Source organism: Endozoicomonas sp. SESOKO4 (assembly GCF_024606275.1).
In genome coordinates, this window is sequence record NZ_JAHHPS010000394.1 from 1 (window position 1) to 12,700 (window position 12,700).

At 48.2% G+C, this 12,700-nt stretch carries 11 protein-coding genes; 5 read left to right on the top strand and 6 right to left on the bottom strand.

Annotated features, from left to right (window positions below; translation table 11 throughout):
- Window positions 1–1,026: hypothetical protein (locus KDK16_RS07695; protein ID WP_257275427.1), on the bottom strand; the 1,026-nt coding region annotated here is incomplete at its 3' end.
- A gap of 327 nt (window positions 1,027–1,353) precedes the next feature.
- On the opposite strand from KDK16_RS07695, the gene KDK16_RS07700 reads away from it, so the two are divergent.
- From KDK16_RS07700 to plsB, 4 genes are all read left to right on the top strand, one after another.
- Entirely contained in the window at window positions 1,354–2,838 is a 1,485-nt protein-coding gene (locus KDK16_RS07700) for a hypothetical protein (RefSeq protein WP_257254532.1), read from the top strand.
- 170 nt (window positions 2,839–3,008) lie between these two features.
- The gene (gene dapE, locus KDK16_RS07705) at window positions 3,009–4,139 is read left to right on the top strand and encodes a succinyl-diaminopimelate desuccinylase (RefSeq protein ID WP_257254533.1); all 1,131 of its coding nucleotides are present in this window, start codon (window positions 3,009–3,011) and stop codon (window positions 4,137–4,139) included.
- A gap of 33 nt (window positions 4,140–4,172) precedes the next feature.
- A complete protein-coding gene (locus KDK16_RS07710; protein ID WP_257254534.1) occupies window positions 4,173–4,559 on the top strand; it encodes a hypothetical protein in 387 nt (128 codons plus the stop codon).
- Window positions 4,560–4,758: 199 nt separating this feature from the next.
- Entirely contained in the window at window positions 4,759–7,239 is a 2,481-nt protein-coding gene (gene plsB, locus KDK16_RS07715) for a glycerol-3-phosphate 1-O-acyltransferase PlsB (RefSeq protein WP_257275428.1), read from the top strand.
- 98 nt (window positions 7,240–7,337) lie between these two features.
- Here plsB and KDK16_RS07720 read toward each other — a convergent pair whose 3' ends face one another.
- The 5 genes from KDK16_RS07720 to KDK16_RS07740 form a co-directional block, all read right to left on the bottom strand.
- On the bottom strand, window positions 7,338–8,126 hold the full coding sequence (locus tag KDK16_RS07720; protein ID WP_257255439.1) for a class I SAM-dependent methyltransferase: 789 nt from the start codon (window positions 8,124–8,126) through the stop codon (window positions 7,338–7,340).
- A 264-nt stretch (window positions 8,127–8,390) separates the two neighbouring features.
- A complete protein-coding gene (locus KDK16_RS07725; RefSeq protein ID WP_257255441.1) occupies window positions 8,391–9,050 on the bottom strand; it encodes a peroxiredoxin in 660 nt (219 codons plus the stop codon).
- A gap of 283 nt (window positions 9,051–9,333) precedes the next feature.
- The gene (locus KDK16_RS07730) at window positions 9,334–10,254 is read right to left on the bottom strand and encodes a class I SAM-dependent methyltransferase (protein WP_257255442.1); all 921 of its coding nucleotides are present in this window, start codon (window positions 10,252–10,254) and stop codon (window positions 9,334–9,336) included.
- Between the two features lie 335 nt (window positions 10,255–10,589).
- Window positions 10,590–11,393: an undecaprenyl-diphosphate phosphatase gene (locus KDK16_RS07735; protein WP_257275430.1), complete on the bottom strand. Its 804-nt coding sequence runs from the start codon at window positions 11,391–11,393 to the stop codon at window positions 10,590–10,592.
- A 74-nt stretch (window positions 11,394–11,467) separates the two neighbouring features.
- Window positions 11,468–11,704, bottom strand: coding sequence for a hypothetical protein (locus tag KDK16_RS07740; protein ID WP_257275431.1), 237 nt, complete (start codon window positions 11,702–11,704; stop codon window positions 11,468–11,470).
- Between the two features lie 243 nt (window positions 11,705–11,947).
- Between KDK16_RS07740 and trmB the strand changes: the two genes are divergently transcribed.
- On the top strand, window positions 11,948–12,664 hold the full coding sequence (gene trmB / locus KDK16_RS07745; protein WP_257275433.1) for a tRNA (guanosine(46)-N7)-methyltransferase TrmB: 717 nt from the start codon (window positions 11,948–11,950) through the stop codon (window positions 12,662–12,664).
- The last annotated feature ends 36 nt before the right edge of the window (window positions 12,665–12,700 follow it).

Genomic DNA, 12,700 nt, shown 5'->3' on the forward strand with positions numbered 1-12,700 from the left:
GGGGTCACGAATATAAACAATCTCTTTTTCTTTGTCATAACCAATCAGACTATAGCTGTGTTGGGGTTTGATTCCCGCGAATGGCCTTAGCTTCAAGGGGGCTGACAACTCTGGGGCAATATAAAAAGTTGCTATTTTTTCATCATCCACAAAAGAGTTGAGTAGTTTCTTTAACCGATACTGAGTATCAAATTGCGGGTTGATGTGCCAGGAAGGCGAATTCATGAGTGCCTCAATGGCTATTGATGGGAGTACCCGGTCCAGCTCAGAATATTGATGATACTGGAATCGCACCTGATCATCTCCTCCGCGTTTGTTATAATATCTTTTCGACAGATGAGCAAAAGCGGCCTCCAGCATCGCCAGCCAGTTACCGCCGTCGCGTGTTTTGGCAAAGTGTGAGTAACGCTCAACTTCTCTGAATTGAATCACCTCACCTCTACCAATCCCGGGAAAAACAATTTCAAACGTCTGTTCATCGATGGGGTAAAAGTAATTGAATGTGAGCCTTTTTCCCGTTTCTGAGCTGACTATTGAGGTCAGCGAAGCGATCAGAACACAATCTGGAAAATACTCCTGCAGGAGATTATCCGCAGTAACACTGGTCAGACCGTGGGGAAAAAGTCGTCTATAGCCCTCGGCAAACAGTTGCCGTTCGGGCTTTGCAAGCCAGGCATCCCAGAAGATGTTGTCTTTCTCGTGGTGATACTTTGCGACTCGCCCCGACAGTTCAGCCAGCTCGATGCTCTCCCTGTTTAATGAGGCAGTGACAGGGTTTTGCCATGACTCGAAATTAACAAGGTAGAGCCTGATGGTTTGATAAAGGTCTTTGTTCAGATACGGTGCATGGTAGCCCTCAATAAGCTCATCATAAGAGAGCAAGCCATCCAAGTCTTTATCAAGTGCACCTGCCAGCTCTGGGTAGTAGCGGTATGCCGACGGATAGCCGGGTGAGAATTCCCCGCCAAAAACCTGGACAGAAAAAAATAGCAGACTCGTCAGTAATAAATGGTGTAATCGATTCATAGCACTTTGACTCCTCTGAAAAGCACCTTGAGTAGCAAGTCAGGTATTGCGATACCGCTCGTTATTAATTAGACGCCAGAAGGTTCCGAAGAGTTCATTTATAGGTCAGAGAAATGGACACCCTTGTTAGCAGAATCCGTCTGGTAAGTACTTTGCCAGTGTGCTGGTTGATAATGGGATTATCGGTATCGTCCCTGCAATGATTGAAAGAGAAAACACGTTTGGCTCTTCTATTTTGATTGTCTGGAACTAGTTGCACTTTGTGTTGTCCAAGATGACATTGACAATATTAAATTAAATTCAATTAAACTCAGAGAGGTACAAATTATGCAACCTGTTAATTCCCAATCAACACTGCAACAGAACAGCTCGATCAGGCAGGAGCTATCTGTCCAGTCAACAGAAAGCTCAGGAAGGGCTGAAAACGGAAGGGCTGTAAACAGCTGGTTTGGCGCTATCTATAACGGTTTCTTCCGCGCTATTGGCTACGGAGAAACGGGTACAGTGACTGCTGCAGCAGCGCTTTCGGAAAGGACAATCGCTTCTTCTGTCTCCGGCAGCTCCGCACACACGGGCTCCAAACTGACAGCCGATTCACAACCAGTAAGTCCGATGGAACTAACAGAGGTTTTACCTGCTCTGGCAGAGGCCATAGATGCAAAAGATGCCGCCCGGGTAAAATCATTGCTGGCATCGCTGAAACTGTCATCTCCGGATCAAGCTGCGCAATTAGCCAAAGATAACCTTAAAACCATTTTGCAGGATAATTATCCATCTATTCGTAAAATACCCGAAAAAGAGTACGTAAAGCTGAAAAAGCTTATCGACTCTTTGGTGACCAGCTGTGGCAATGGTGGTAATGCACTGGCGAATTCAGCTCTGAATCTTTTTGTCGTCCGGGGAGATTTGCCACATGCCCAGTATTTTAAAAATAAACATCAGGCAACTCTGGAAGCAAATCATTTTCAGGTAGCCCTCGCTAAACTGGTCCAGAATGAAGCGCCATACACTAAACATACCGACGAACCTCACGGACACTACTTTCATGACCACGGCAAAGCGATACTGGCCCTGGCAAATATGCAAGATCATCAAACCATGGAGATTGCCAGGAAAACGCTCGCTGACGGGCTGGAAAAATGCCTGGGAGACTCCAAATGGCTGCGAAAACTGGACGAAAGAGATTTTGAGGATATTGGGAAGTGTTTTATGGAATTTTTCAAATTCGGCATCAAGGATGCAGAGCTGGCTTACTCCCTCCTGAATCTCTTGGTTACCAGGGGTCATTTCACTTGGGCGGAGAAATGGGCGAATGAATGGGATAAAGAAATTGCATCGGTCAGTATCCGCCTTAACGACAAGGATCTTTGCAAAGCCCTCAGGGATCCATTTTACCGGGGCTCTGTCGTGAAACTGCTAGAACAGGGATATCCCGGGGCAGCTGACCATCAGATAATTAAAGACACCGTTCTGGATATTTTGCAACAAACTCTGGTCGATGTTGATCGCATGGAACCTCACAAGATTGTAGGTTTCGAGAGTTTCATCCGGTGTTATACCTGTCTGCTTTCCGGACCGGTCAAAGACAAATTGTTCCTGCTCAACCCGCTCATTGACTTTTGTGTTCGTGCGGAAAGAATTGAACTGGCAGAAAGGCTGAAAACAATTTTTAAGGTGTGTTACCTTGAGCCACAAGCCTTCGAGAATGCTTGTGAAAAACTGGAGCAGTCTTCAACCGATGAATTACAGAAATCAATGACGCTAAAAGCGTTATCGGATCTGGCCGACCCTACCAAGATCAAGATCGATTAAGCCTTTGGTCTTGATCTTGGGCTGAGCCAATGTCTTGTTGATAGCCAGGGGAACAAAACTGAAAACCCTGGTATTCCGGAGACTTTATTGGCTCGGCTGGCAAGTTCATGACGTGGTACAATCACCGTTCCAAGTGAAAAACTGTAAACCATAGAACAGACAAACCGCACATGACCCCCACGATTGAACTTGCCATAGATCTGATTCAGCGTCCCTCCGTCACTCCCGAAGATGAGGGCTGTCAGGATCTGATGATCAGCCGCCTGGAACCACTGGGTTTCAAAGTAGAGAAACTGCGGTTTGGCGACGTCGAAAACATCTGGCTTCGCAGGGGAGACACTGCGCCGGTACTGGCATTTGCCGGTCATACCGACGTTGTCCCCACGGGTCCTGTAGAAAAGTGGGATAACCCTCCCTTTTCTCCCTTTGTCGATGAAAAAGGCATGTTGCAGGGACGTGGTTCAGCCGATATGAAAGGCAGTCTGGCTGCCATGGTGACAGCCTGTGAGACTTTTGTTGCTGGAAACCCTGACCATAAAGGCTCTATCGCTTTCCTGATTACCAGCGATGAAGAGGGCCCTGCCCGGCATGGAACCGTAAAAGTCATTGAGTACCTGGAAGCCCGTAACGAAAAGATAGACTGGTGCATCGTAGGCGAACCCTCCAGCACCCATCAGGTGGGCGATATCATCAAAAATGGACGCCGCGGCTCAATGCACGGTCACTTGGTAATTCATGGTATTCAGGGACACGTCGCTTACCCACATCTGGCGAGAAACCCGGTTCATGAAGTGGCATTGGCGCTATCAGAGTTGACTGGCGAAGAGTGGGACCAGGGTAATGAGTTCTTCCCGCCCACCAGCTTCCAGATCTGGCATATTCATGCCGGAGAAGGTGCCAGCAATGTGATTCCCGGAAAGTGCGAAGTCAACTTTAACTTCCGTTTTTCTCCCGAAGTCACTGATAAAGCGCTGCAAGAAAGAGTGCTGGCCATTCTGGATAGACATGACCTTGAATACGATATTGAATGGCATGTCAGCGGCCAGCCATTCCTTACCCGCCCCGGTGCACTGGTAAATGCCGCCAAAGCATCCATCAAAGCTGAAACCGGCCTGGATGCTGAGCTGTCGACCTCCGGTGGTACCTCCGATGGCCGCTTCATAGCGCCAACCGGTGCCCAGGTGGTTGAGCTGGGGCCGGTCAATAAAACCATCCATAAAGTAAATGAATGCATCAAAGCCGGTGACCTTAATCATCTCGACAGGATTTATCAGGGCATCCTGAAGCGACTCCTGACGTAAATTTATGCTCCATTTATAACGCTATAACCCTCTATGAATAACATTGAAGATATTGAAATCTATGCCAAAGACCTGAGCCTGGAGATGATCCGGAAATGGCTCAGAGCTCATTTTGATACTCTTGAAGTGCTGAGTAGCGGCAAGAAAGTTCACGACTTTCTGCTGCATGGCGAGGAAGGATCAGCGCCCGTCATGATTGTTGAGGGCGCTGTTGGCAAAGCCTGGACCAGCATCTGGTTCAAAGCCAATAAAACCCCATGGAGTGATGACATGGCCTGTGCCAGAAGCCTGAACCAGTTTGCCAAATGCCGGGTGAGAGCCAATGCGGCCCCCTGGTCAGACGGTGAAGATATGGATGAATGGTGGCAGATGACGGAAACAGGTGAAGAAAGCACAGTTTCCTGGCCAAATGCCCTCTGACATCTTATTGCCGCCAGAGAAGCTACTCAGCATCTCTGGTTTTTACCCATGGCTTTCCCTGTCAGGAAAGAATAATTGCCTTACGGGCGTGCTTTCAATCCGGCAAATATACACTTTCTTCTTTGCGCCACTGCCTCTATTCAAGCTAGAATCCACCGGTAGCCATTTACCCTCTTGATTTCAGGCCGCAGCCAGCCCAATGCACAAACCCAATACTCTCAGTCGCGTTTTGTTTCATAGCTTGAGAAAGCTGTTATTCATCTGGGTCAGAACAACAGTTCATAACAACACTACAGAAAGTCTTGGGATTCAACCAGACAAGACTGTCTGCTACGTACTTCGTAACCGCTCCCTGTCTGATCTGATGGTGGTTGAGCAGGAGTGTCGAAAAGCCGGTCTTCCTCGTCCCTATGCGTTTATTCACAAAGAGTGCAAGAACGGTGATCAAGCCTATTTTTACCTGACTCAACAACGAGGTGTTTTGCTTCAGCGAGAGCATCCGGAAACGGCAGATACACTGGCAAACCTGCTCAAGGAAACCGAGGAGCATCCCGACCGGGACGTACAGTTGGTTCCTGTTAGTATTTTCTGGGGACGGGCTCCGGATAAAGAGCAGTCCGCCCTGAAACTCCTTTTTGACTGGAACTTCAGTCTGGGAGGGCGCTTCAGAAAGTTTATGGCCATCCTGCTTCATGGCAGACAGACCATGGTTCACTTTAACCCGGCCATGTCCCTGAGAGACATGGTGGATGAAGGTCAGGAACATACCCGCACACTACGCAAGGTGGGTCGAATTCTCAGGGTACACTTTCGTCAGCTCAGGGAGTCTGTCATTGGTCCTGATCTCTCTCACCGGAGAATACTGGTCAATGGTCTGCTCCATACTCCACAGATTCGCAAAGCCATAGAGACCGAAGCCGCCGCCCAGGAAATTACCCTGATTGAGGCTGAAAACAAGGCTCGGCAGTACGCCAATGAAATCGCATCTGACTATTCTTATCCGGTCCTCAGATTCCTGGATATTCTATTGACCTGGTTCTGGAACAAACTCTACGACGGCCTGTCGATCAATAACATTGAACCGATCAAAGCACTTTCCCGGAAGCACAGTATTGTATACGTGCCCTGTCACCGCAGCCATATCGACTACCTGCTGCTTTCCTATGCTCTTTACTATGAGGGACTGACGCCTCCCCATATTGCTGCCGGTATCAACCTGAATATGCCCATCGTGGGTACCATTCTCCGTAAAGGTGGGGCTTTCTTCATGAGAAGAACCTTCAGAGGCAACCCCCTTTACAGTGCCGTCTTTCATGAATACATGCATACCCTGTCCAGTCGCGGATTCCCCATTGAATATTTTGTTGAGGGCGGCCGCTCCAGAACCGGTCGGACTCTGAACCCGAAAACCGGCATGCTCTCTATCAGCATGAGAAGCTACCTTAGAGATAATCGCAAGCCCATAGTGTTTGTGCCGGTTTATATTGGTTATGAGAAGTTGCTGGAAGTCAGCACTTACATGAGTGAACTAAGGGGCAAAAGTAAGAAAAAAGAGTCCCCTCTGGACGTTGTGCGAACACTGGCAGCATTGAAGGATCAGTTTGGCAAAGCCTGGATCAACTTTGGCAACCCTGTCAGCATGGGTGAATTCATGGATAAGGAAGTTCCTCAATGGCAGGAAGATCAGTCTGAAGGCTTTAAACCAAAGTGGTTAAAGCAAGCGACCAATACTCTGGCATTCAAAATTGCCAGCGAGATCAACTCAGCTGCTGTCATCAACCCGGTTAATCTGGTCGCCATGGCCCTGCTTTCATCGCCTCGTCATGCCCTGGGTGAACAGGAGTTGGTATTGCTGATAGAGATCTATCAGCGGCTGCTCAGCAAATCCCCCTACAGCGACAAGACCGTTATTACTGATATGGATGGCTATGGCGTCATCCGCTATGCGGAGAAGCTGGATTTACTCAATAAATTCAGTGATTCTCTGGGTGATGTCTACAGCCTTGACGAAAAGACCGCTGTCATGATGACCTATTACCGGAATAACGTACTGCATATGTTTGCCGTGCCTTCCCTGCTCAGTTGTCTGTTTATTAATAACAGCGCCATGACGCAGAGAGAAATTTTCCGGGTCTGCTCCATTTTGTACCCTTATCTTAAATCTGAACTCTTTCTGAAGTGGAGCAAAAGAAGTTTCCTGAAAGTGGTCGTCAAATGGCTGGAAACATTGGAAAGCGAAGGCCTGATTATCAGCGACCATGACGGCTACTACCGTCAGCCTGAGTACAGTTCAGCTCAGTTTGTCACTCTGACAGTGCTTTCCCGTGCCATTGCCCAGACGCTCGAGCGCTTTTTCATGGTCATCAGCCTGCTGATCAGTAATGACAATGGCAACATTAAACAGGAGACACTGGAAAACCAGAGTCGAGTCCTGGCTCAGAGGCTGTCCATTATCCACGGGTTGAATGCTCCCGAGTTCTTTGACAAAGCTCTGTTCAAAAACTTTATCGAGCAATTACGGCTCAATAACGTAGTGGAGATTACCCAGACTAACAAACTCAACTTTGGCGATGAAGTCAAAATGGTCGCCGATGAAGCCTTCAAGGTTCTGACCAGCGAAGTCCGCCACAGCATACTGCAAACCACCAAAACACAACCTACTCCTATCAAAGAGCATTAACTCACTGCCGTTACAGCGCCCGTGCAGACGCCATCTTTCACCATCGGATTTAGCGGATATTGAAAGATGGCGGTCGCTGGATACTTAATTCACAACCTTTACTCAAATGCCTTAAGAGCATGGATATCGTACCTGCATGCCTTCCCTTGCAGTTTGTAGGTGGGCGAAGCATTGCCCAATTCCGGTGATAGCCTGGGCCTTTTAATCACTACCCGGTATCGGGCCAGTTTCAGCGCAGGCTCAAGCAGCTCATCTGCATCAGGATCACCCGATAATAACGCCTGAAAGATTTTCATTTCCTTTTTAACTTGTGCCGATTTCCCTTTATGCGGAAACATGGGGTCCAGATAGACGACATCGAACTGTTTTCCAGCGGACATACTCGACTCCATTGCACGACGACTGTCTTGTTTAATCAACAGCATACGTCCGGCAATCTCCGAGACCTCCCGATCTTCCATCGCCCTTCTGATACCGTCTTCCAGCAAAGCGGCGATGACGGGAGAACGCTCAATGATGGTCACCTTGCAACCCAGCGAGGCCAGCACGAATGCGTCTCGACCAAGCCCTCCTGTGGCATCCAGCACATGAGGTTTGACACCTTTATTCAAGCCCACCGCTTTGGCTATATCCTGGCTTTTCCCGCCGCCGAACTTTCTTCTATGGCCCGCCTTGCCACCCACAAAGTCAACACTGATGGGGTTTTCCTTGCCATTAGCCCGCTTCAGGGAAAGACGATCATCTTCAAAACCAAGAAGAAGTTGATCTTCCTCACAGCCAGCTGGATTCATAATAAGACAGGTTTCATCCATTGCACGAAGCAGCGTATCAAGATAGGCCTGCTTATCAGGATCCGGATGATTTTGTACTACGACAGAACTGGCCATTCGCCTTTTGCTCACAACATGTTGAGGTAGGTTGAATTTTATCACTGGGGAAGCATTTGAAAACCTCGAATCACTTCTCCCGGGAACCCGTCGGAAGCAGTCTTTAGAGCATGAATTTCAGTAAAGCGAGCCCAGAGCCCCTTGCCTTCTTGACATGAGTTTGAAAGGCCGCCAGACCCATTTTTTGAAACTGCAAACCACAGACAAAAACAGCAGATTCATGGTCTGCTGTTTTTATTTGTGGTTTAGACATTCATTCCAGCATCAATCAGGCTGAGCTACCATCCTCAGGTAAGGCTTCAGTGTCATCCAACCTTCCGGGAATTGCTTTCTGGCTTCTTCTTCCGTAACCGAAGGTGGAATGATCACATCCTCACCAGGCTGCCAATTCACTGGCGTAGCCACGCTGCAACGGCTGGTTAGCTGAATAGAATCCAGTGAGCGAAGGATCTCATCAAAATTTCTGCCAGTGGTCATTGGATAGGTCATCATCAGTTTAATCTGCTTGTCAGGCCCAATGATAAACACGGTTCTTACCGTAGCATTGGTGGCAGCTGTTCTCCCTTCTGAGGTATCTCCAGCGTCAGCAGGCAACATATTGTATAGCTTCGCTACGTTAAGGTCCGTATCGCCAATCATTGGGTACTGGGGCAGGTACCCCTGGGTTTCCTCAATGTCTCTGGCCCAGCGTTCATGATCATCAACAGGATCCACACTCAGGCCAATGAGCTTACAATTGCGTCTTTCGAACTCTGGTTGCAGTCGAGCCATATAGCCAAGCTCTGTCGTACAAACGGGTGTAAAGTCTTTTGGATGGGAGAATAAGATGGCCCAGGAATCACCTATCCAGTCATGAAAGTGGATGGAGCCTTGGGTAGTTTGAGCCGCAAAATCAGGGGCAACGTCATTAATTCTCAGAGTCATGTCAATTCCTCAGGGAGCAATCTCGGGTCATGAGTCGATGTCTCAGCGCTGTCGATGAAAAAATGTTCTCATTATGATCAGTCTGAAACAGACACAGTCTTGTCCGAAAAGTGTGGAATTACAATTTTTGGCAGAAAACGCAGACTTCCCAGCAGATCAATGCTGTGTCAAATAACGCAATGAATGGCGCTGAGGACCGCTGTGATGTTGCGCAAAATCCTTGCCTGACACCGCGCAGGAGCTGCACATCACGTGCAGGTGATTTGGCTTAATACTTTAGACGTCAAACCACACTTTTGACCTTCTTGACCTGAACATTGATGCCAACAGTTTCCTCTGTTTTGAACCGTTCATAGACGAATTCGTTCACGCTAACCTCGCAGCCATATACACTAAAGTCAACGACCTGACTGCTGCCACGGTTCCAGACCCTCAGTGTGGAATCACTGTGTTTTTCGATGTTCCATTGGTGGAATCCTGAATAGTCTTGCGTTTCCGCCTCATTTACAAAATGCTGGAAGCGAGCGGCACCATCAACCTTCAACGCCCTGCAAATCTGCTCAAAGGAAAGTATTGGGTCGTATCCATGATCGATAGAGTTCTGTGCAAGAATGAAATCAAACCGTTCTTGCCCGAACAGGTCAGCCGTTTTCTCTGCTACACCAAAAACCAGGTCGTAGCCGCGCTCAAGACCGTAGATATCCATCAATGTGTTGTAGGCACATGCCAGTGGGTCAGCGGCTATTATGTCCAGCTTTTGCTGGTTGAGGAGACGCCCAACCGCTGGCTTCAGCGCACAGCCCATATCGAGGATTTCTATATGACCTTCTGCATTTCCGGGTAATGAGTCCTCATATTGAAAAGGAAAGTCCAGCAGAAACTCTTTTCGGAAGTCTTCATGATGAGCCGCAAGCATATTCCTGGAAAGGCCATCCCACCAAAAACGCAACTCGTCTTCAACACCAGACGCCCATTCCTGTGCCTCAATTCCGTGTTTGTCGCATTCAATTAGAACGCTTTGTGTGAGGCTCTTTAAGGAGGATAGTAGCAAGCGTTCACAAAACCTGTTCCAGTGATCTCTGGAGCGGTACTTTTCAAGTTCGACGGCGAGGTCTGGAGAAGTATCGGAATGCTCGCTCGGTTTCACAACCTGGTATGTCTGGCGGCGAAATACTTTATTGATGCCCTGACGAATACTGCTCATTCAAATCTCCTGGTTTTAGGACAGTGAGTAGGAGCTGAACCAATTCTTCAACTGTGCTGGCACTGATCTTTCGTACTTAACCGTATACCCAAGTGCAGTAGTCCGTCCTATGAAAAAGTGCTTTCATTCAGATCAGTCTGAAACAGACGCAGTCTTTTCTGAACAGTCCCCAATTACGATTAATAAGAAGTAAAGCCTGTTTACACAAATGATCAACTGGAATTTACAGGCAGAAGAAGCCACTTTTTAATAACAAAAAAGTGAGTATTCAGTAGATAAACTCACCCATACGGCAGGATAGATGGCTGTGCCTTTAGCCATAACCATACTGATGGTCAGAACATCATAACAGCCATCAGTACAGCAACGAGAGCAAAGCGATAGATCACGAAAGGCATCAATCCGATTCGATTGATAAATGACAGAAAGAGATGCATACAGATCCAGGCGCTGACACCTGCTATCAGGGCACCAGAGAACAGTATGCCCCAGTCGACCGGCTCTGTGGATTTAATCAGATCCAGTGTCAGAAGCAGCCCCGCCCCCAGTATGACCGGAATGGATAACAAAAATGAAAAGCGGGCTGCCGCCTCACGAGTCAAGCCGAGCATCAGGCCAGCTGTTATAGTAATACCTGAGCGAGACGTTCCCGGAATCAAGGCAATAGCCTGAGCAAAGCCAATGATCATAGCCTGACGGAAGTTCAACGTTTCAATAGGCTGTATTTTTTTCCCTTTATAGTCAGCCCAACCCAGAAGAGCACCAAAAATCATGGTTGTTCCTGCAATGACAGCAATGCTGCGCATAGCCTCATCAAGACCCACAGACTTCAGGGCAAAACCAAACAGAACCGCTGGCAAGGTCGCAGAAATCAGGTACCAACCCAGACGACTGTTCACCGTTGAGCCTTTACCTGCCACAGAGCCCAGCCAGTCCAGGGCAATTCTGATCAAATCCTGACGAAAATAGACCACAACTGCGATCAATGTGCCAATATGAACAGCCACATCAAATGCCAGCCCCTGATCCGTCCAACCCAACAACTGCGCAGGCAATATCAGATGAGCAGAACTGGAAATTGGCAGAAACTCTGTCAGGCCCTGAAGCAGAGCAAGAATGATTACCTGAAGGCTATCCACGATAGCATCCCTCCCTTACCGGGTAATATCAGCACATATCGGCTTCAAAGAATGGTTAACAAAGAAAAGGCATTTCAGCGTTCACTTTTCTTGAGAGCAACTTTATCCCTGAGATAGACAGGTCTGGCCTGCTCAGCAGGCACTGCAAATCCTTCGTTAAAATCAGCCGCAGCCAGAATAGCGATATCTGCCGCTCTGGGATAAGCCTCGGGAAAACACTTCACCACTTTTGCTGCCAGCAAGTCTTCGAACTGCCAACCCGTTCCCATTCCCAGCCAGTTCTCGTAGCCGTGAAGTGGTTCAAAAGACAACCACCCGGATCAAAAATGGAAACCTCTGAATTACTACCCTTAGAAAAACGTAAATAACCGACAACCAGAAGATTCCTGGCAGCATTTATGCTGGCGTTCCCGGCATGACTACAGGCAAGATACTTAAAACCTGCCTGTGAGAACAACAAAACGCAAAACTGAATCCGACAGCTGAAGGTTTCCAAGTTAACGCAGTTTAGGTATCTTACGCCGACTTTTTCATTTGCAGACTATGTGCCTCTTATGACCGACCCAGTTGAACCTGATCACAGCCCCGATGCGACTAAACGTCGAGAAATAAAAAGTTTTGTCCTGCGCACTGGTCGTATGACCACAGGGCAGCGTCGTGGCTGGGATGAATGCTGGGACAAGTGGGGCCTGCAAAAGGAAGACGGTCCATTAAACATCCGTGAAGTCTTTGGTCGGGAGGCACCTGTCGTACTGGAAATCGGCTACGGCATGGGTCTGTCTCTGGTTGCCATGGCAAAAGCCGAGAGCGACAAGAATTTTATCGGTATTGAAGTGCATCGCCCGGGGGTTGGCAGCCTGTTGAATGAATCCCGGCTGGCAGGTGTTTCCAATGTTCGCAGCTATTGTGACGATGCTGTTGAAGTGCTTCGTGAATGCATAGCCGATGGCAGCCTGTCCAGAGTTCAGATTTATTTCCCTGACCCCTGGCACAAAAAGCGTCATCACAAGCGTCGCCTGGTTCAACCCAAATTTATTGCAGCCATCAGACCGAAACTGGCTCTGGGTGGTGTTATTCATCTGGCCACAGACTGGGAAAACTATGCTGAACAGATGATGGAAGTCATGACGGCCGCTGAAGGTTTTAAAAATCAGGAAGGTAAAAGTCAGTATGCACCAAGGCCAGACTTCAGACCGCTGACCAAGTTTGAAAAGCGCGGTCAAAGACTGGGTCACGGAGTTTGGGATCTGCTGTTCGAGAGAACAGAATAAATCTTACCCCACCCGGAAGGGGCAGAGTTTCAATCG